Here is an 18,637-nt window from a genome sequence, read left to right as displayed (position 1 = left end):
TTTTCGACCTGTTAGTTGTGTAAGCATCTAACAATGGATTGGGAGGGCATGCTTTATAGCATTCCCGACAGTATCTTCAGGTGCTGATCCGGTCCGTGTTATCTGCCTATAGATGGCGAAGTAGATAAACATCGCATGACTGGCTGCAAAGTTGGTTGATAAGTCTACAGGCGAAAATAACCGTGAACTCAAAATGTCCCTGTCTGTACAGGCAAGGATGAACTCACGGAGAAAACAAACGGAGACGATTGAATGGCCCGTATTGCTGGCGTCAACATTCCGGATAACAAACATGCTGTTATCTCGTTGACCTACATATTCGGCATCGGCAAGACCACAGCTAAAAAGCTGTGTGAGACCACTGGCGTTAAGCCAGAAGCCAAAATCGCTGATCTGAGCGAAGAGCAACTTGAGTCCCTGCGTGGTGAAATCGCCAAGCTGGACGTTGAAGGTGATCTGCGTCGTGAAATCAGTATGAACATCAAACGCCTCATGGACCTGGGTTGCTACCGTGGTATCCGCCACCGTCGCAGTCTGCCGGTTCGTGGTCAGCGTTCCAAGACGAATGCTCGCACCCGAAAGGGTCCTCGCAAGCCTATTCGTAAGTAAGTATCAATTAAGAATGGTTATACCGTTCTTATGAAACAGGATTTATTCTGATATGGCAAAGCCAGGTACTCGTTCACGTAAGAAGGTTAAAAAGCAGGTTGTTGACGGTGTTGCTCACATCCACGCTTCTTTTAACAACACTATCGTGACCATTACCGATCGTCAGGGCAACGCTCTGGCCTGGGCCACAGCCGGCGGTTCCGGTTTTCGTGGTTCTCGTAAGAGCACGCCGTTTGCAGCGCAGGTTGCTGCTGAGCGTGCAGGTCAGGCTGCCGCTGAATACGGTCTGAAGAATCTGGATGTCTGCGTGAAAGGACCTGGTCCTGGCCGCGAATCCGCTGTACGCGCACTGAACGCTTGTGGTTACAAGATCACTAACATCACTGATGTTACTCCGATCCCCCACAACGGTTGTCGTCCGCCTAAAAAGCGTCGTGTATAAGCAGGAGTCGGTATAAATGGCTAGATACATTGGTCCAAAGTGCAAACTGTCTCGTCGTGAAGGCACCGATCTCTTTCTGAAGAGTGGTGTTCGTGCACTCGAGTCAAAGTGCAAAGCAGAAATTGCTCCAGGTCAGCACGGTCAGCGTCGTGGCCGTCTTTCTGACTACGGTGTACAGCTTCGTGAAAAGCAGAAAGTTCGTCGTATCTACGGCGTACTGGAGAAGCAGTTCCGTAACTACTACAAGGCCGCTGATCGCAAGAAAGGTGCAACGGGTGCAAACCTCTTGCAACTGCTTGAGTCTCGCCTTGATAATGTAGTTTACCGCATGGGATTCGGTTCCACCCGTGCCGAAGCACGTCAGCTGGTAAGCCACAAAGCCATCCTGGTGAATGGAAAGACTGTAAACATTCCTTCCTACCAGGTTCAGCCTGGCGATGTTGTCGCCATCCGCGAAAAGGCTAAAAACCAGCTGCGTATCAACGCAGCCCTTGAACTGGCCGCTCAGCGTGGGTTTTCTACCTGGGTTGAGGTTGATGCCAGCAAAAAGGAAGGTACCTTCAAGGTGCTGCCCGAGCGGAGTGACCTGTCAGCTGACATCAACGAAAACTTGATCGTCGAGCTGTACTCCAAGTAAGGGATAGACAGTTAGGTGGGGTGTAACATCCATGCAGAATTCGGTTACTGAATTTCTTACTCCTAGACACATTGATGTCGAGGAAATTAGCCTGACGCGCGCTAAGGTAACTCTGGAACCGCTTGAGCGTGGTTTTGGACATACCTTGGGCAATGCTCTGCGTCGTATCCTTCTCTCTTCCATGCCCGGCTGTGCCGTGACAGAAGTTGAGATTGACGGCGTACAGCATGAATACAGTGCGATTGAAGGTGTTCAGGAAGATGTTATTGACATCCTGCTGAACCTCAAAGGTCTTGCCATTCGCATGACCGGCCGTGACGAAGCAACACTGAGTCTGACCAAGAAAGGTGCTGGCCCTGTGACTGCTGCGGATATCCAGTTGGACCACGATGTTGAAATCGTTAACCCGGATCATGTGATCGCCAATCTGAATGAGAAAGGCGACCTGAACATGCAGCTGAGGATAGCTCGTGGCCGCGGTTATGAGTCTGCTGACAGCCGTCATCAGGATGAAGATGAGACCCGTGCTATTGGCCGTCTGCAACTGGATGCCACCTATAGCCCTGTTTACCGCGTCTCCTATGTCGTTGAAAGTGCCCGTGTCGAGCAGCGTACCGACCTGGACAAGCTGGTTCTTGATCTGGAAACCGACGGTACTCTGGACCCGGATGAAGCCATCCGTCGTGCTGCAACCATTCTGCAGCAGCAGCTGGCTGTATTTGTTGATCTGGAAGGTGAGCCAGAGCCTGAGCCAGTTAAGGAAGAGGATGAAGTTGATCCTATCCTGCTGCGCCCTGTGGATGACCTCGAACTGACTGTTCGTAGTGCTAACTGTCTGAAGGCAGAAAACATCTACTACATCGGTGACCTGATTCAGCGCACTGAGGTTGAACTGCTCAAGACCCCGAACCTGGGTAAGAAGTCCCTGACCGAGATCAAGGACGTTCTGGCCTCTCGTGGTTTGAGCCTGGGTATGCGTCTCGACAACTGGCCACCGGCCAGCCTGAAGGGCGACGACAAGATTTCTGCTTAAGCAGCCATTGGCTTTTTCACTCACTCCAAAAGAGTGGGTGTAAGGCAAATGGTAGAATGAGGAAGTTTGTGCCATGCGTCATCGTAAGAGTGGCCGCAAGCTCAACCGGAACAGTTCACATCGCAAGGCGATGTTCAAGAACATGACTGCTTCCCTGGTAGAGCACGAAGTAATCAAAACAACACTGCCTAAGGCTAAAGAGCTGCGCCGTGTTGCAGAACCGCTGATCACCCTGGCTAAGGAAGACAGCGTAGCCAACCGTCGTCTGGCGTTTGATCGTCTCCGTAACAAAGAGACTGTTGGCAAGCTGTTCTCCGAACTGGGCCCTCGCTTCAAAGAGCGTCCAGGCGGCTATATCCGCATCCTGAAGTGCGGATTCCGTAAGGGTGACAATGCACCTATGGCTATCGTCGAGCTGCTGGATCGTCCAGCTGCTGAAGTGGAAGCTACTGAAGAGTAAGATTTTTACTCCTTCAAAAAAAACCGGACCTTGTGTCCGGTTTTTTTTTGAGGCTCCTAATGACAAGCCAACTTTGAATCGATTCAGCAGAAAATCACAGGGGAACCAGGCCATCTTTTCATTGTCTAAATTGTAAAGGCATTGCAGTTTTGCGAATGGGGGGGGTCTATGTCAAATCAGGGTATTGAAGCAAAACGTTCCATAGAAAAATACGCCAAATCAGAATGGACCGCCAGGGACACAGGTTGGATGTTCAGTCACATAGGTACAGGCATAGGTGCAGGGCTGCTTTACCTCCCCATAGTCGCCGGTAGTGGTGGTATATGGCCTCTTTTCTTCATGGCCCTGGTCAGTGGTCCCATCATATTTCTCACCCATAGAGGGTTAACCCGTTTCTGTTTGTCTTCCCGGAAACCTGATGGGGATATCAGCAGTATTGTTAGAGAGAACTTTGGTGATAAAGTCGGTCAGTGGTTGATGCTGCTCTGTTTTTTGTCGATGTTTCCTGTCCTGCTGCTTTATACCATTGGCATTGCGAATGTTAGTGAGAGTTTTCTGATAAATCAGCTCAAATGGGAAGGCCTAATAAACAGACCTTTGCTTGTTTTTTTGCTTGTCACGGGCATGATCGCGCTGTTTAGTGGCTCAGAGCAGAAAATGTTGAAGCTGATCAGCAGTCTGGTTTTTCCTCTGACTGTGGTGCTTCTGTGCGTAAGTCTGTATTTGATACCTCAATGGCGAATGGATTTTCTCCGTCAGGAAGTGCCCATGGTGGATATCGTTAAAACCTTTCTTCTGACGTTACCCGTGCTGGTATTTTCTTTCTACCATGCGGCTGTTTGTCCATCCTTTGCCCGATCGTACCGGCGTCAAATGCCTGAGCTTCATCAGTGCATCGCCAAGACCGACCAGATTCACTTCAGAAGCTCTCTGGTTTTACTGCTTATCACATTGTTCTTCGTGCTTTCGTGTGTATTGGCTCTGGCGCCAGAACAGATTGAGCTTGCGAAAGTTCAAAATCTACCAATTCTTTCCATCCTGGCTAATCAACCCGGTAATCGTTTATTTTCCAGTCTGGCACCTGTTATCGCTTTTGTGGCGATTTTAACTTCTTACTATGGTTTTTTTCTCGGCACTATTGAAGTGATCAATGGCTTTATTGGTGTGGGGCTGGAACGGTTCAGGCCGGGTGAGTTAACAACCCCTTCTGCCAGACCCAGACGCTTGAGTATTTTTCTGGTGGCCCTGGGATGCTGGATTGCAGGTGTTGGTGATTGGAGTATTCTTATGATCATGGATGCCATAGTAGCCCCCATAATGGCGATTATCCTGTTCTTTATTCCGGTCATAGGGCTCTACAGGTCTGCTGCTCTGAAACGATATCGCAAGCCTTTGAACGATTTTTTTGTGGTGATTTTTGGTGTGATTGTTGTGGCAGGATTTCTGGTTTCACAGCTAATAAAATAAAAAAAACCAGGTTCTCTCAAACTTGGCTTTATATACTAACAGGCTATATCAAGTGTTATGATTTTTATACTTGGTCCCTTGTATTATTTTTTCTTATTGTGAAATCGTTCTTATTGTGTGTTTGCCCTTGCTCCTATGGTTCGTACTATACGTATTAACGCTTACAAGAGAATTGATCTGGATCAATACTTTTCTTTTCAGGTAGGTGTTTTTCCATAAAAAATTGGTTCGTACTGCGAATTTAAGCTTCGACACGGCAAGCTTTATCAGTCCCTAAAAGGCTGCGAAATAAACAGTCAAATAAAATTGCAATAATCGCAAAATCAATTACGCCAGACACAAGATAAATCGTCAAAAGGTGAATTTATCTTGTGGGGTTCAACTACAAAGCTAGCCAAGATTGAAGGCGTAACCAGTCAAACTATGAGGCGCAAGATCGAAAGCGGTCACTACGAAAAAGTGAAGCAAACCAGTGGTGGTCACTTCCGCATATTCATTAACCAGCAGAGGAAGATATGCTATACAAGAGTGAGTTCTGGAAAGCAAAAATCCAGCATTGACACGCAAAAGCGTATCTTACTCAAAGAGCACCCTGATGCAGAATTTATCAGCGACATTGCCAGTGCTTTCAACTTTAAGCGAAAAGGACTGCAAACCATTCTGGAATCAGCGGTGTGCGGAAATCCAACCCATATTGTGGTTGCCACAAAAGATCGCCTTGCCCGATCAGGGTTTGGACTCATCAAATGGCTTGTTGAATTATCGGGAGGACACATCGAGGTTTTGGATGACCCGGATAACGCCAGTAAGTCATTCGACACCCAAGAGCTTATCGGTTTCATTACCTCATTCTGCAATAGCCACTACGGGAAGCGATCTGCTAAAAGACGCAAAGGACGCAAAGATAGTAGCGTCAAAAAAGATCAGGTTTTACCCAGAGAATAAGCAAGCCTATCACGATGCCCTGATACTCTATCGCAGGTCGTACAACCTTGCTGTTGAGCGTTTCCGCAACGATGACTATAAAGATGCCAGCGGAAAATTCATCAACATGCGACCTGCCATTAAAGCTCAAGTGGAGCAGGAGCAAAAAGAAAGTGGCAGGGCTTATAACTCGATTGTTTCTGATAATGGAACACTGGCGGCAGCGGCTACATTCAAAGCGGTCTGCAAGCACAACAAGAAGCTCAAGGGAGCTAAAGAGGGCTTTGCAGAAATCAGTTTCAAAAGCCGCAAAGGTAGCAGGCACTCATTCTCTATTGACCGTTTGCCAAAGGGGTTAAATCCCTGCGTACAGGCTCTTGGCAAGATTCACCTGACAGAAGATGTGCCAGCAGAAGCGATTGGCAAGTCTTGTGTCGTAACCTACGACAAAGGTCGCTGGTTCATTCAGGTTCAACAACATATTGAGCTAAATCCCGAAATCCAAGGGAAGGTTAGATGCGTTGGAGTTGACCCCGGAGTTCGCCCTTTGCCACTTGCTACAGCGAAAAAGAGGCGTTGATAGCGGGTGATAAGGTTGCAAAAACAAAGCTGTTCCCACTGATGAAGCAAGTGGACAGCTTGATCAGTCAAAAGCAAAAAATCCTGAACACTCAGAAGGGCGTTGAGTTCCCCGACATGCCCCAGTGGGCAAGAGATCGGATTATTCATTTCAACAGGGAAATTGACCGGCTGAAATGCAAAAAGGATGACATTGTTCTTGATCTGCATAACCGGCTGGCGTTCGAGCTGGTGTCGAACTACGATGTTGTATTTTTGCCAACCTTTGAGACAAGAGGTATGGTCACACGCAAAGATAAGAAGGTTCGCACCATTCGCCGTAACACCTGCCGCCAGATGCTTGACCTCAATCACTACCAATTCAAAAAGCGGCTTAAGTGGTACGCAAAAAAGTATGGAAAGCATGTAGTTGATTGCAACGAAGCCTATACATCCAAGACTCGATCATGGAGCGGGACCATTGACGAAAAATTAGGTTCTTCCAAGGTTATTAAGGGTGAGGGCTTCACCGTTGATCGTGACATCAACGGTGCCAGAAATGTCTTTCTTAAGTGTTTGACAAGGTAGCTTGAACCTTAGCCATAACAGCGAGCGTTGCGCTCGTTGCGGTTTTAATCAAGAGGTGGTATTCATTGCAATAACGGATGAGTTGATCACCGGTTATTCATAAAGAGGAAAGAGTGTCTTCTTTCCTCTCGGAGGATCAGGTAGATCCAAGTTTCTTGACCTTGACTTCATTTTCTTCTTCAGAGGGGTTGGGCAACAGTTCGCCACTTTTGTGCATACGTTCCATCTTGCCATTTATGGCAGCTCCGGCCGCGATTTCCATCACATCGTAATATACGTTGCCTTCCACATGGGCCTCGGCTGATAGCTCAAGCTTTTCAGTAGCATAAACGTCACCAGTTACACGACCATTGATGACTATTTGGGCGGCAGTAATATTACCCTCTACACGACTGCCGGCAATCAGTTGAAGTTTGCCATCGTTGGAGCTGACATTGCCCTTGATCTTACCTTCAACATGAACGATGCCACGGAAACGGATGTCTCCTTCAACTTCTGTGCCTGCAGCTATCAGAGTGATGGTGTCATCATTTCTGGTGCTGCTGACCAAACTGTTTTCTGAGCTGTTCTTGCCCCACATAGTGAACTCCTTAGAGTGCTTAACCCGAGATGCCCGAAACGAAAGAAAAAGTGGTATGCGTCCAGCTGACTGAAAACGGAAGACCCTTTTTCAAGGCAAAACTTTAAGGGGAGAATCATCCTTCATTGCGCCTTCAGCTTCAATCTGTAAACGCTATCGATATCCGAAAGAGTGCTCCCGTCGAATCCGACGGGAGTGAATTCCATTAGCCCGTCAGGGCTGATATTGGTTCTCTGTTATTGATCAGGTGACTTTAGCATCAGCTTCAGGAAGCGACCGGTATGGGAAAATTCGTTGTCAGCCACAACTTCAGGCGTGCCCTCGGCAATGATCTGACCTCCACCATCACCTCCCTCGGGTCCCAGATCGACGATCCAGTCTGCTGTTTTGATGACATCGAGATTGTGCTCAATCACTACCACGGTATTCCCGCGATCTCTTAGCCTGTGCAACACTGCCAGTAACTGTTCAATATCGTGAAAGTGCAGGCCTGTAGTTGGCTCATCAAGAATGTACAGGGTCTTGCCGGTATCCCTTTTGGAAAGTTCCTTGGCCAGTTTCACCCGCTGTGCCTCACCGCCGGAGAGTGTGGTAGCATTTTGTCCCAGATGAATATACGACAAACCAACATCCATCAGAGTTTGCAGTTTACGTTTAACGGCAGGAATCGGTTCAAAGTATTCCAGAGCTTCCTCGACGGTCATTTCCAGAACTTCATGAATATTCTTGCCTTTGTATTTAACGTCCAGCGTTTCACGGTTGTATCGTTTGCCCTTACAGACGTCACAGGGCACATAAATGTCAGGCAGGAAATGCATCTCTACCTTTATGACACCGTCGCCCTGACAGGCTTCACAGCGACCCCCTTTAACGTTAAAGCTGAAACGTCCGGGCTTGTAGCCACGGGAACGGGCTTCCTGGGTTCCGGCAAACAGTTCACGAATCGCGGTAAAAATGCCTGTGTAGGTAGCTGGGTTGGACCTTGGAGTCCGACCAATAGGGCTTTGGTCAATGTCGATGCATTTATCGAAGTGGTCCAGACCGCTGATTTTCCTGTGCTTTGATGCCGTTAAAGTAGTGGCAGCATTCAAGACCTGGGCAGCAATAGGATAAAGAGTACTGTTGATGAGGGTGGACTTTCCTGAGCCGGAAACGCCTGTTACACAAGTCATCAGCCCCACCGGGATTTCCAGGGTGACATTTTTCAGGTTGTTGCCGGTGCAGCCCGTGAGTTTAAGTCGTTTCTTTTTATCCGCTGGTGTACGCTGTTCAGGTATCGCGATTTTTTTAGTGCCAGTCAAATATTGGCCTGTGACCGATTTTTCGTTGTCCATAATCTGGGCAGGTGTGCCCTGGGCAATAATTTCACCGCCATGAACTCCGGCACCCGGACCGATATCAATCACGTGGTCGGCAGTGCGAATGGCGTCCTCGTCATGTTCTACAACAATCACTGTATTACCCAGGTCGCGGAGACGGGTCAGTGTATTCAGTAGACGTTCGTTATCTCGCTGGTGCAAACCAATACTGGGCTCGTCCAGAATATACATAACGCCAACCAGGCCAGCACCAATCTGACTGGCCAGTCGAATGCGCTGGGCTTCACCTCCTGAGAGGGTATCCGCACTGCGATCTAGTGTCAGGTAGTTAAGACCCACGTTCACCAGGAAGCTCAGACGATCACAGATCTCTTTCAGAATTTTTTCTGCAATCTCACCTTTCTGGCCGGGAAGACTGAGTTGTTCGAAATAAGCAAGCGCACGTTCTACCGGTAGTTTCACCAGATCGGGCAGTGTTTCATCTTCGATAAAGACGTGTCTTGATTCCTGACGGAGACGAGTGCCTTTACAGCTTGGGCAGTGCTGGGTACTCAAATACTTGGAAAGCTCTTCACGCACAGACTGGGATTCTGTCTCACGGAAACGGCGTTCAAAGTTGGGGATAATGCCTTCAAAACGATGGCGCTTTTTATAAACATCGCCCCGATCGTTGACGTAACTGAAATCAATCTGCTCTTCGCCGGAGCCATGAAGAATAATCGTCTGTTGCTCCGCAGTAAGATCATCAAAAGCGGTATCAATATCAAAGCCGAAGTGTGCAGCCAGTGACTTTAAGAGGTGAAAGTAATAGACGCTGCGGCGATCCCAACCACGAATGGCGCCTTCCGCCAGGGTTAATTCCGGGTGCTGGACAATACGGTCTTCATCAAAAAACTGCTTGACCCCCAGACCATCACAGGTGGTGCAGGCCCCCGCCGGGTTATTGAACGAGAACATGCGGGGCTCCAGTTCATTGATGCTGTAGCCGCAAGACGGGCAGGCAAAGCGGGCTGAATACACAATGTCCTGCTCCTCCGCGTCCATAAAGCTGACTGCTGCCAGCCCGTCGGTCAGTTCGAGAGCTGTTTCGAAAGATTCTGCCAGACGCAACTGCAGATCTTCTCTTACCTTGAAGCGATCAACCACCACTTCGATAGTGTGCTTCTTCTTTTTGTCCAGCTCAGGTGGGTTATCGAGGTCGGTGACAATGCCATCAATGCGGGCTCGAATAAAACCCTGGGCTCTCAGTTCGCTGAAGACATGGAGGTGTTCACCTTTTCGATCCCTGACCACAGGTGCCAGCAACATCAGTTTGGTACCTTTTGGCAATGCCAGTACCTGATCCACCATCTGGCTGACGGTCTGGGCTTCCAGGGGTAAGTGATGCTCTGGGCAGCGGGGTGTACCGGTTCTGGCAAAAAGCAAACGAAGATAGTCGTATATTTCAGTAATGGTGCCGACTGTCGAACGAGGGTTATGGCTGGTGGACTTCTGCTCAATGGAAATGGCAGGAGACAAACCCTCGATGTGATCGACATCCGGCTTTTCCATCATCGAGAGAAACTGTCGTGCATAGGCAGACAGAGATTCCACATAGCGACGCTGACCCTCGGCATAAAGGGTATCGAAGGCCAGGGACGACTTTCCTGATCCGGAAAGACCGGTAATGACAATCAGGCTGTCCCGGGGCATATCGAGATCGATGTTCTTCAGGTTATGGGTTCTTGCACCCCTTACGGTGATTGTGTCCAAAGCCAGTCCCTCAGTACCATCTGTCAGGCAAAGGAGCAATTATATAGGCTTTGCTTGCGCAAACCCATGTTAAGTAAATGGCTAGCTGGTTTCACCTGTCTGGACGGTGGCTTTTTCTATCCTTACGAGTTTAAACCAGAGCACTTTAAGCTAAAATCGTGTGATATTTTGGCTGCAGATATTATATTGTTCGCCTGAAGAAACATCGTTGAAGATCCTGCTGACAGTCCTTACACGTATACCCTGACACTAATTCGAAAGTAATGGAGCAATTTGAATGTTTACAGGCATTGTTCAAGGCATGGCCAAAATTGGCCGTGTGGATGACCACGATGGCATCCGAACCTTTGACATTGAGTTCCCGGAAGGCTTTTGCCAGGGGCTGAATGTAGGGGCCAGTGTTGCGGTGGACGGCGTTTGTCTTACGGTAACAGAAATTATCAGTCCGACTCTGGCCAGATTTGATGTTATTTTGCAAAGCTTACGTGTAACGACATTAGGAGATCATGTCACTGGTCAGGCCGTGAATGTCGAGCGAGCAGCAATGGATGGGGCGGAAATTGGCGGACACCCTCTTTCTGGACACATCGACTTTCGGGCTCAGATTCTTGAAGTTGAAGAGATCGAGGGAAACTGCCGTATGCGGTTTGCATACAGCAATGAATGGGGGCAATACATTTTCCCTAAAGGGTATATAGCGATTAATGGATGCAGCCTAACCTTATCCGATGTCGACAAGAAGAAAGACTGTTTTGAAGTCTGGTTGATTCCTGAGACCCGAAGAGTCACAACATTCAATGCTAAAAAAGCAGATGATTGGGTCAACATTGAAATTGAGCGTGGTACGCAGGTGATCGTCGACACCATTAAAGACACGCTCGAAAAGCAACTGGGCGCTCTTTATCCTTTACTGGAAGCATTAATGGAAGAAAAAAATATTAACTTAACAGAGTCACTGACCACGAGCCTTGCGCAAACAGATCACGTCCGGCGCTGATTCAGCTCACTTCTACCCGGAAAGGGCCTGAAAACAGAGGAACCAGTGATTTGCAGCAGCCAGAGAGCCCTGCAATCCAGGGCTTTCTGTTCTCAGTGCTGAAGTTGAGTCAGGCGCCATCGAGCTTCAAAAACTGTCTTACCCGAGGTGAATCCGGATTGGTAAAGAACTTCTCTGGCGGACATTTTTCAATCAGAATACCTTTCTCCAGGAACACCACCTGGCTTGAAACGTTTCTGGCAAACTCCATTTCGTGTGTGACCACCACCATGGTGTAACCCTCTTTCGATAACGCCTGCATCACGGTCAGAACCTCATCAACCAATTCAGGATCAAGGGCTGAGGTGGGTTCATCAAACAGCAATACCTCTGGTTCCATAGCCAGTGCACGGGCGATAGCGACCCTCTGTTTTTGACCGCCCGATAGCATATTTGGATAGCTGTCGAGTTTATGGGACATACCAACTTTTTCTAACTGCACTCTGGCGATTTTTTCCGCCTCCGCTTTTGGCATTTTCTTAACATGTAACAGGGCTTCCATGACATTCTTGAGCACAGTGAGATGAGGCCAGAGATTGAAGCTTTGAAACACCATACCGATACGCTCGCGAATCCTGGCGAGCTCTTTGTATTTGAGCGGTTTCCTGGTAACAGGATTGATACCTATGCGCTCATCACCCAAATGGATGCTGCCTCGTTCCGGTTGTTCAAGCCAGTTCATACAACGAAGCAGGGTCGACTTACCTGAACCGGAAGAACCCAGAATACTGACAACGTCGCCCTTTTTGATGGTGAGGTTAATGTCTCTCAGCACCTCGATGCCATCAAACTGTTTGGACAGGTTCACCACCCTTACAATATCCCGGGCATTGGATTCGGTTTTTGGGTACTGGACAGGCAGTTCTACCACAGGTGCGCTTTCCTGAGCGGTTTTCGGGGTTTCAACTGGCTTGGTGAGAATCTTTTCATTAAGCATGGCTTAGCCCTCTATCCTGAACTTTATTAAGTGTGATTTTGCTGACCTGTTCGATGGCGATACTGATAATCCAGTACAGGGCAATAGCCACAATAAATGCGTTAAGCGGAATAAAGTAGGTTGATTGAATACTGTTAGCGGCCGCTGTGATCTCACCAACGGTAATAATGCACAGAAAGGCGGTGTCTTTCAGGCAGATGATCAGCTGATTGGCAATGAGCGGCACGGATCGAAACAGCACATTGGGCATGATAATGCGGGTAAAGGTCTTGAATCTGGAGAAGCCACAAGCCTGGGCTGCTTCCGTCAAGCCTGAATCCAGTCCTTTGCGAATACCTCTGAAGATCTCGCAGAAATAGGTGCCATGATAAAGGCATAAAGAGATCAGCCCCGCAGTAAAGGCATCCATGCGGATTCCGACCTCTGGCAACCCGTAATACAGCAGATAAGCCAAAATCAGGAAGGGCAGGGTGCGCATCATATTGATGATCAGGATTACGCTGCCTTTAACACCTTTTGAGCCATTTTCCAAGGTGTAGAGAAGGGTCACACCCAGGATGAAACTTGCGATTGATCCCGCCAAAAACAGTATAAAAGTATTACCAAAACCTGAAATAAAGATGTCTCTTTGCTGCCAGATTATTTCCCATTCAGCCATGATTACTCCTTATTATCAGCCAGCCAGGTAGTTAGCCTTTTTCTCGGCCATTTGTTGTAATTTGATTAGCACACCTATGATGCACATATAGAGAATGCCAGCACACAGAATAGGAAGTAGAGGTTCATAGGTGACGGCTGCGATTCGGTTGGTAACACGAGTCAGATCAACAACGCCAATCACGGCAATCGCCGGGCTGCCTTTGATTAAGAAAGACATCTCGTTGACCAGTGCGGGCAGGCTCATGACCACCATTTGAGGGAACATGATGCGCCTAAAATAGATCAGTCGTCGCATACCCAGAGCTTCAGCGGCCTCTTTCTGCCCACTGGAGAAGTTAAGGAATGCATTTCTCCAGATCTCGGCATTAAAGGCAGAGGTATTCAGGGTTAAACACAAGATGGCCGAGAAGTGTTTATCGAGATTGATGCCAAAAGACGGAAAAGAGAGGAAGATGAACAAGGCTAATGTCACCAGTGGTGTGGCTCTTGCCCAGCTGACATAGACACCTAATATCTGATCGACAATTGGCAGTTTCGCCATACGAATAAGCGCTATCACGAGCCCGAAAACCACCCCCAGGGCGATGGATACCATTGATATCCATGCCGTGGTCCATGCCCCCTGAAGCAATTGCATCCATCCGTAGTGATCCATAAATACCTACCTGTCTGCAGCAGTATTAACGTTGATTTTTTAAGTAAGACCAGGGCGATAGGAGTAGTCGTTTTTAAGCCCTGGTCATTACTGAACTGTGAGGAGTGGTTTACCGGACTGCAGTCAATTTATGGTACTGTTCAACTGAAACGATGGCGTTGGTTGGCAGTTCATCAAAGGATTCACCGAACCATTTTTCCTGCAACTCAGCCATACGACCTGTCTCTTTTAAGTGTGCAAAGAAGTCGGTCAGATAGGCCAGCAGTTCAGGGTTGTCTTTGGGTACAGGCCAGCTTACAAAGCCGGGGCCGGATACAGCTTCACCTTTCTTGAATACCTTGGGCTTGGTTTTTACCAACTCATTTATATTGACGATACTGTTGATCACGTAATCGATGCGACCATTTGCCAGGTCGGCGTAGGCTTCAGGGTATGATTGATACTCAACCACTTTTCCTAGTTTCTTATCCTGGGCTTCAAGCATGGTTTTCAATTCGGGAAGCCTTTCCAGTAGTGCGCTGCCTGCCTGCAAGCCAACTGTTTTTCCATCCAGATCTGCAATCGTGTTTACGCTGTCGTCTTTTGCCCGGGCGACGAAATAGTGCTGTGCGGAGGCGATGGGTGGGGTGAAATCGAATGCTTTGAGGCGAGCGTCAGTAATGATTGCACCGGTAAGGGCAAGGTCATACTGACCTGCGGAAACGGATGCCAGAAGACCTGTCCAGGGCAGAATCTCCTGCTTTACTTTAAAGTCGGAGTAGTCGCGCAGTTCATCCAGAAGATCTTTATTTATCCCGGTTGGCTTGCCTTTATCGATAAAGTTGAACGGAGAGTAGTTATCCTCTGTCGCAACCTTTATTCCCTTGCTGGCAAAAGATGGCGACTCATCGGCAACAACCATACTGGACATGCCTATAGTCATCGTTGCTGCGGCAACGGCTACCCATTTTCTAAGTTTTATTCCATGTCTCATAATTTGTTACTTGCTGTGATTTGTGAACGCCTTCACTTTAGAGATGAGATAGATAGTTGGGTTAGAGCCAATTTTCCGTGCTGATTGGGACAGTGGTTAGAATATAAGATAAATACGACTAATTAAGTATATTGGCTTGCTTTTTGCTGTGGTGAATCGAATGCAATGAATAAAAATATCCAAAAGGTTGACTCCATGGGGATAAATTACAGCTGTTTCATTGAGTTTGATTCGAAGAGAAGTTTGCAGGAGCAGGTAAGAGAGTATCTTGTTAAAGCAATACTCGAAGGTGTGTTCTCTGCCGATGAGGCGCTGCCTTCCTGCCGTAAGCTTTCAAGTCAATTGAAGGTGTCACGCAATACTGTGTCACTGGTCTACGAAGCACTGTCAGATGACGGTTACCTGATAAGTAAGCCAAGAAGCGGTTATTACCTGTCGGAAAAATATTCCACCAGACTTGAAGAGGTGGAACAGGAGTTGAACCATTTTGAGGCAGACAACCCTGCCAATGCCGCAAACTGGAGCCGTCGATTCAAGGTTTCTACAGATGCTTTCCCCCGTATAGTTAAACCCTCCCACTGGAGCTGTTATCAATATCCCTTTATCTATGGGCAACCAAGCATTCAAGATTTTCCTCTGGCGCAGTGGCGAGAATCCACTCGTAAGGTGATAGCAGACCCGAAAGATCATAGCTGGCTGTGTGACAAAGTTGATAAGGATGTAGAGTTATTGGTAGAGCAGATCCGAACCCGGGTACTCCCACAGCGAGGCATTCACGCCAGGAGCGATGAGATTCTCATTACCGTTGGCTCACAGAACGCGCTCTATTTGCTATCCAGGATGTTAATGGATAAACACACTCGAGTAGGGGTGGAAAACCCTGGCTATAAAGAAGCTAACAATATTTTTAGTTTGGCCCGGGCACAGCTTCATCCGCATACTGTTGACCAGAGCGGGCTGGTGCTTAACGAGCTGTCATCCAAGTGTGATTATTTCTATGTTACACCGAGTCATCAGGCTCCAACGGGCGTGACCATGAGTAAGCAACGCCGACATGACCTTTTGCAATTAGCGCAAAAGAGTGACGCCATCATTATAGAAGATGATTACGACTCAGACAGCAACTCCGAATGGAACCCCTTGCCTGCACTAAAGGCATTGGATAAAGACAACCGTGTTGTCTACGTCAGTAGTTTTTCCAAGACATTGGCACCTGGTCTACGCCTTGGTTATATCGTTGCTCCGGAAGAGTTGATCTATGAGTTACGAACACTGCGTCGTTTAATGTATCGCCACCCGCCAAGCCGGGTGCAAATGGAAATGGCGCATTTTATCTCACAGGGTTATTACGATAGCTTCCTGCGACGTTTCAAAGACAATACACGCCAGCGCTGGCACGAGATTAATGAAGCGGTTGAGCGCTATCTTCCCGATTGTAAGCGATTGGCCAAGGGTAACTATTGCAATGCGTTGTGGTTAGAAACACCCGACCGAATAAGCAGTCAGCGACTGGCGTCCAGAGCATCTCAACGGGGGGTTCTGATAGAAACAGGATATTCGCATTTCATGGGGCAGGAACAAGCTAACCCTGAAACCAATAGTTTTTTCAGGCTTGGCTTTCATGCCATCGATAAGGCGCTCATTACCCCCGGGGTTGAACAACTGGCAAGCGCCCTGGAAGGTTAGGCTTTATATAGATTTTTCCTTTTGGAGGTGTCAACGCCAAGACCATTGTCCTGGCGTTTTTTGTTCAGGTTTTAATCAAAGTCCGAGAGTACCTGGCTAATAATGGCCACACCCTGGGCAATCTCATTGGGTTTAATGATAAGAGGCGGCGCTACGTGAATACGGTTGTTCACTATAAAAGAAAGTAGGCCCTTGTCGGTTAATCTGGCTTTAATGGAGGCCATTTTCTCATTGCTTAAAGGCTCTCGTGTTGTCCTGTCTTCGACCAGCTCCAGAGCCCAGAACATGCCCTTGCCACGAATGTCGCCAATGCTGTTGTGTTTTTCCATCAGGTCGATTAATGCGGGTCCCAAAACCGTGTTTCCTACCTCATCGGCATAGCGAACAATGCCTTCCTCTTCCATTGCATCCAGAGTTGCGACAATGGCGGACATGGCCAGTGGGTGGCCAGAATAGGTGAGGCCGCCCATAAAGAAGTGGCTCTTGAAATATTCGGATATTGGCTCGCTTACAACAACGCCGCCAGCAGGAACGTAGCCTGAGTTAACCCCTTTGGCAAAGGTGATCAGATCCGGAATAACGTTAAAGTGCTCAAAAGCAAACCAGCGGCCAGTGCGACCAAATCCCACCATCACTTCGTCGAAGATCAGTTGTATACCATGTTCGGTGGCCAGATCTCTAACCCCTTGTAGATAGCCTTCCGGTGGTAAAAGAAAGCCTGCTGTGCCCGGGATTGTCTCCAGAAGAATGGCGGCAATGGAATCTGGTCCTTCGCATTCAATCACTCGTTTCAGGTGCTGCAGAGCTCGCTCACATTCCTGTTCTTGCGTCTTTGCATTGAACTCGGTGCGATAAAGATAAGGGTTAAAAAAGTGTACATGCCCGCGGCTGTATTCATTGGGTACACGACGAAAATCACCTGTGGCAGCGATCGCTGAGCCGGTATTGCCATGGTATGAGCGGTAGGCAGAAAGCACCTTGTCACGACCGGTAAATTGTCTTGCCATGCGAATCGCATTTTCATTGGCATCAGCACCAGCGTTAGTAAAAAACACCTTATTGAACTTAGCCGGTGCTCTATCCAGTATGCGCCTGGCTGCTTCACCCCGGGCAAGGTTTGCTGTTGCCGGAGCTATGGTCACCAGAGATTCAGCCTGGGCCTTGATGGCATCAATCACCTTTGGGTGCTGATGCCCAATATTGGTGTTCACCAACTGGCTACTAAAATCCAGGTACTGCTTTCCTTCGAAATCCCAAAGGCTAGATCCCTGTGCACCGGCAATGGCTACCGGTGTTGCTGACTCTTGTACCGACCAAGAGTGGAATACATGTTTATCCAATTCCACGACATGATGATTTGATACATCTGATCCCAATACATCCATTTTAATTCTCCAGTGGGGTAAGGATTGAGTCTTTGTTTGTGATTTGCAGTTATCTTGGCGAGAAACATAAAAAAGGATGTAGGGACAGTTTAAAAAAAGCCTTGTGTCAGGGCGGCTGTTGGCGCTACTGACTCAGACAATCTGAAAAACTGGCTCTATAGGATAGGTCGTGGGCTGATTACATTGATGGCCTTCAGAAGCAATGTGTAATGTTTAACGGAATTGATGATGGGCTTAGCAACGGTATTTGTTTTGTTTGCCGGGTTGGTAAGGGGTTACAGTGGCTTTGGATTTGCCATTATTGCTGCCCTGTGCCTGAGTCTTGTCTATTCCCCCTTTGATGCCATTGCTATTGCTCTGACACTCGATCTGCTCAGTAGTCTGTGTCTGTTGCCGGGCGCCAGGAAGCAGGTTAATCGACGTCTGCTGACCATGCTTTCACTGGGCATGCTAGGCGCAATACCGGTCTCGCTTTTGTTTATTTCGGTCATATCTGCACATGAACTGAAGATGATGATTGCAGGCTTCTCATTGATTGCCGGTACTTTGATCATGTTTGATCTGCGGTTCACCTGGCTTAACCATCGCTATGCCATGCTTGCTGGTGCATTGTCAGGTTTTGGCATGACAACGGCTTCAGCGGGCGGTCCACCACTGGTTTTGTATCTGTTAAACCTGTCGTTAAAGGCCAGTGAAATCAGAGCAACGGCGATACTGTTTTTTATCCTGAGTTCAGCGACATCACTGTTGGGTTTGCTTTATGTCGATGCTATCTCGGCCCGGTCTGTTCAGTTCAGCCTGGTTCTTTTTCCTGTTGCCATGCTGGGCAGTTTATTGGGAAAGAAGTTGTTTGATTTATACCCGGATTCATCACCAAAAAACACGGTAGCGCCCATTTTGATGATGTTGGCACTGCTCACAATCATGATTTAACAA

At 48.0% G+C, this 18,637-nt stretch carries 19 protein-coding genes; 12 read left to right on the top strand and 7 right to left on the bottom strand.

The genetic code is table 11. The features are described 5' to 3' along the window. Positions 1–252 precede the first annotated feature (252 nt). The 9 genes from rpsM to ACO6V5_RS16300 all read left to right on the top strand — a co-directional run bounded on the left by rpsM (position 253) and on the right by ACO6V5_RS16300 (position 6,718). Complete coding sequence (gene rpsM, locus ACO6V5_RS16340; RefSeq protein WP_422136693.1) at positions 253–609, top strand: 30S ribosomal protein S13; 357 nt, start codon at positions 253–255, stop codon at positions 607–609. Positions 610–661: 52 nt separating this feature from the next. Continuing rightward, positions 662–1,051 carry a 30S ribosomal protein S11 gene (gene rpsK / locus ACO6V5_RS16335; RefSeq protein ID WP_034841784.1) on the top strand — a complete coding sequence of 130 codons (390 nt, stop codon included), beginning with the start codon at positions 662–664 and terminating at the stop codon, positions 1,049–1,051. 16 nt (positions 1,052–1,067) lie between these two features. Then, positions 1,068–1,688 (top strand): 30S ribosomal protein S4, encoded by a 621-nt coding sequence (gene rpsD / locus ACO6V5_RS16330; protein ID WP_257254923.1) that lies wholly within the window; start codon positions 1,068–1,070, stop codon positions 1,686–1,688. A gap of 31 nt (positions 1,689–1,719) precedes the next feature. Beyond that, the gene (locus ACO6V5_RS16325; RefSeq protein WP_422136694.1) at positions 1,720–2,721 is read left to right on the top strand and encodes a DNA-directed RNA polymerase subunit alpha; all 1,002 of its coding nucleotides are present in this window, start codon (positions 1,720–1,722) and stop codon (positions 2,719–2,721) included. A 73-nt stretch (positions 2,722–2,794) separates the two neighbouring features. Continuing rightward, on the top strand, positions 2,795–3,181 hold the full coding sequence (gene rplQ / locus ACO6V5_RS16320; RefSeq protein WP_422136695.1) for a 50S ribosomal protein L17: 387 nt from the start codon (positions 2,795–2,797) through the stop codon (positions 3,179–3,181). A gap of 168 nt (positions 3,182–3,349) precedes the next feature. Next, positions 3,350–4,648 (top strand): amino acid permease, encoded by a 1,299-nt coding sequence (locus ACO6V5_RS16315; protein WP_422136696.1) that lies wholly within the window; start codon positions 3,350–3,352, stop codon positions 4,646–4,648. A gap of 369 nt (positions 4,649–5,017) precedes the next feature. Continuing rightward, positions 5,018–5,593 carry an IS607 family transposase gene (locus ACO6V5_RS16310; RefSeq protein ID WP_422136697.1) on the top strand — a complete coding sequence of 192 codons (576 nt, stop codon included), beginning with the start codon at positions 5,018–5,020 and terminating at the stop codon, positions 5,591–5,593. 106 nt (positions 5,594–5,699) lie between these two features. Then, positions 5,700–6,152: a hypothetical protein gene (locus ACO6V5_RS16305; RefSeq protein WP_422136698.1), complete on the top strand. Its 453-nt coding sequence runs from the start codon at positions 5,700–5,702 to the stop codon at positions 6,150–6,152. Positions 6,153–6,193: 41 nt separating this feature from the next. Then, on the top strand, positions 6,194–6,718 hold the full coding sequence (locus tag ACO6V5_RS16300; RefSeq protein ID WP_422136699.1) for a zinc ribbon domain-containing protein: 525 nt from the start codon (positions 6,194–6,196) through the stop codon (positions 6,716–6,718). A gap of 136 nt (positions 6,719–6,854) precedes the next feature. Here ACO6V5_RS16300 and ACO6V5_RS16295 read toward each other — a convergent pair whose 3' ends face one another. Then, on the bottom strand, positions 6,855–7,298 hold the full coding sequence (locus tag ACO6V5_RS16295; RefSeq protein ID WP_422136700.1) for a bactofilin family protein: 444 nt from the start codon (positions 7,296–7,298) through the stop codon (positions 6,855–6,857). Positions 7,299–7,534: 236 nt separating this feature from the next. Continuing rightward, complete coding sequence (gene uvrA, locus ACO6V5_RS16290; protein WP_422136701.1) at positions 7,535–10,369, bottom strand: excinuclease ABC subunit UvrA; 2,835 nt, start codon at positions 10,367–10,369, stop codon at positions 7,535–7,537. A 277-nt stretch (positions 10,370–10,646) separates the two neighbouring features. Between uvrA and ACO6V5_RS16285 the strand changes: the two genes are divergently transcribed. After that, positions 10,647–11,366 (top strand): riboflavin synthase subunit alpha, encoded by a 720-nt coding sequence (locus ACO6V5_RS16285; protein ID WP_422136702.1) that lies wholly within the window; start codon positions 10,647–10,649, stop codon positions 11,364–11,366. A 109-nt stretch (positions 11,367–11,475) separates the two neighbouring features. On the opposite strand, the gene ACO6V5_RS16280 is transcribed toward ACO6V5_RS16285, so the two are convergent. The 4 genes from ACO6V5_RS16280 to ACO6V5_RS16265 all read right to left on the bottom strand — a co-directional run bounded on the left by ACO6V5_RS16280 (position 11,476) and on the right by ACO6V5_RS16265 (position 14,630). Beyond that, positions 11,476–12,342 carry an amino acid ABC transporter ATP-binding protein gene (locus tag ACO6V5_RS16280; protein WP_422136703.1) on the bottom strand — a complete coding sequence of 289 codons (867 nt, stop codon included), beginning with the start codon at positions 12,340–12,342 and terminating at the stop codon, positions 11,476–11,478. Further along, positions 12,335–13,000 (bottom strand): amino acid ABC transporter permease, encoded by a 666-nt coding sequence (locus tag ACO6V5_RS16275; RefSeq protein WP_422136704.1) that lies wholly within the window; start codon positions 12,998–13,000, stop codon positions 12,335–12,337. Before ACO6V5_RS16275 ends, ACO6V5_RS16280 begins: the two co-directional genes overlap by 8 nt. A gap of 15 nt (positions 13,001–13,015) precedes the next feature. Continuing rightward, positions 13,016–13,657: an amino acid ABC transporter permease gene (locus ACO6V5_RS16270; RefSeq protein ID WP_422136705.1), complete on the bottom strand. Its 642-nt coding sequence runs from the start codon at positions 13,655–13,657 to the stop codon at positions 13,016–13,018. A 109-nt stretch (positions 13,658–13,766) separates the two neighbouring features. Continuing rightward, a complete protein-coding gene (locus tag ACO6V5_RS16265; protein ID WP_422136706.1) occupies positions 13,767–14,630 on the bottom strand; it encodes a transporter substrate-binding domain-containing protein in 864 nt (287 codons plus the stop codon). Positions 14,631–14,795: 165 nt separating this feature from the next. On the opposite strand from ACO6V5_RS16265, the gene ACO6V5_RS16260 reads away from it, so the two are divergent. Continuing rightward, on the top strand, positions 14,796–16,316 hold the full coding sequence (locus ACO6V5_RS16260) for a PLP-dependent aminotransferase family protein (protein WP_422412931.1): 1,521 nt from the start codon (positions 14,796–14,798) through the stop codon (positions 16,314–16,316). A 71-nt stretch (positions 16,317–16,387) separates the two neighbouring features. Here ACO6V5_RS16260 and ACO6V5_RS16255 read toward each other — a convergent pair whose 3' ends face one another. Further along, positions 16,388–17,701, bottom strand: coding sequence for an aspartate aminotransferase family protein (locus ACO6V5_RS16255; RefSeq protein ID WP_422412933.1), 1,314 nt, complete (start codon positions 17,699–17,701; stop codon positions 16,388–16,390). 225 nt (positions 17,702–17,926) lie between these two features. Here ACO6V5_RS16255 and ACO6V5_RS16250 point away from each other — a divergent pair, with 225 nt between their 5' ends. Beyond that, positions 17,927–18,634 carry a TSUP family transporter gene (locus ACO6V5_RS16250; protein WP_422136709.1) on the top strand — a complete coding sequence of 236 codons (708 nt, stop codon included), beginning with the start codon at positions 17,927–17,929 and terminating at the stop codon, positions 18,632–18,634. Positions 18,635–18,637: the final 3 nt, after the last annotated feature.

This window comes from Endozoicomonas sp. ALD068, from assembly GCF_049310145.1.
Taxonomy (GTDB): Bacteria; Pseudomonadota; Gammaproteobacteria; order Pseudomonadales; family Endozoicomonadaceae; genus Endozoicomonas_A.
This window is presented reverse-complemented; position numbering and strand designations above follow the sequence as displayed.

What these genes read in the sequence shown, in the direction of transcription:
- rpsM (WP_422136693.1), top strand. Translation starts at nt 253, where the DNA reads ATGGCCCGTATTGCTGGCGTCAACATTCCGGATAACAAACATGCTGTT.
- rpsK (WP_034841784.1), top strand. Translation starts at nt 662, where the DNA reads ATGGCAAAGCCAGGTACTCGTTCACGTAAGAAGGTTAAAAAGCAGGTT.
- rpsD (WP_257254923.1), top strand. Translation starts at nt 1,068, where the DNA reads ATGGCTAGATACATTGGTCCAAAGTGCAAACTGTCTCGTCGTGAAGGC.
- ACO6V5_RS16325 (WP_422136694.1), top strand. Translation starts at nt 1,720, where the DNA reads ATGCAGAATTCGGTTACTGAATTTCTTACTCCTAGACACATTGATGTC.
- rplQ (WP_422136695.1), top strand. Translation starts at nt 2,795, where the DNA reads ATGCGTCATCGTAAGAGTGGCCGCAAGCTCAACCGGAACAGTTCACAT.
- ACO6V5_RS16315 (WP_422136696.1), top strand. Translation starts at nt 3,350, where the DNA reads ATGTCAAATCAGGGTATTGAAGCAAAACGTTCCATAGAAAAATACGCC.
- ACO6V5_RS16305 (WP_422136698.1), top strand. Translation starts at nt 5,700, where the DNA reads ATGCGACCTGCCATTAAAGCTCAAGTGGAGCAGGAGCAAAAAGAAAGT.
- ACO6V5_RS16300 (WP_422136699.1), top strand. Translation starts at nt 6,194, where the DNA reads ATGAAGCAAGTGGACAGCTTGATCAGTCAAAAGCAAAAAATCCTGAAC.
- ACO6V5_RS16295 (WP_422136700.1), bottom strand. Translation starts at nt 7,298, where the DNA reads ATGTGGGGCAAGAACAGCTCAGAAAACAGTTTGGTCAGCAGCACCAGA.
- ACO6V5_RS16285 (WP_422136702.1), top strand. Translation starts at nt 10,647, where the DNA reads ATGTTTACAGGCATTGTTCAAGGCATGGCCAAAATTGGCCGTGTGGAT.
- ACO6V5_RS16280 (WP_422136703.1), bottom strand. Translation starts at nt 12,342, where the DNA reads ATGCTTAATGAAAAGATTCTCACCAAGCCAGTTGAAACCCCGAAAACC.
- ACO6V5_RS16275 (WP_422136704.1), bottom strand. Translation starts at nt 13,000, where the DNA reads ATGGCTGAATGGGAAATAATCTGGCAGCAAAGAGACATCTTTATTTCA.
- ACO6V5_RS16270 (WP_422136705.1), bottom strand. Translation starts at nt 13,657, where the DNA reads ATGGATCACTACGGATGGATGCAATTGCTTCAGGGGGCATGGACCACG.
- ACO6V5_RS16265 (WP_422136706.1), bottom strand. Translation starts at nt 14,630, where the DNA reads ATGAGACATGGAATAAAACTTAGAAAATGGGTAGCCGTTGCCGCAGCA.
- ACO6V5_RS16260 (WP_422412931.1), top strand. Translation starts at nt 14,796, where the DNA reads ATGAATAAAAATATCCAAAAGGTTGACTCCATGGGGATAAATTACAGC.
- ACO6V5_RS16255 (WP_422412933.1), bottom strand. Translation starts at nt 17,701, where the DNA reads ATGGATGTATTGGGATCAGATGTATCAAATCATCATGTCGTGGAATTG.
- ACO6V5_RS16250 (WP_422136709.1), top strand. Translation starts at nt 17,927, where the DNA reads ATGATGGGCTTAGCAACGGTATTTGTTTTGTTTGCCGGGTTGGTAAGG.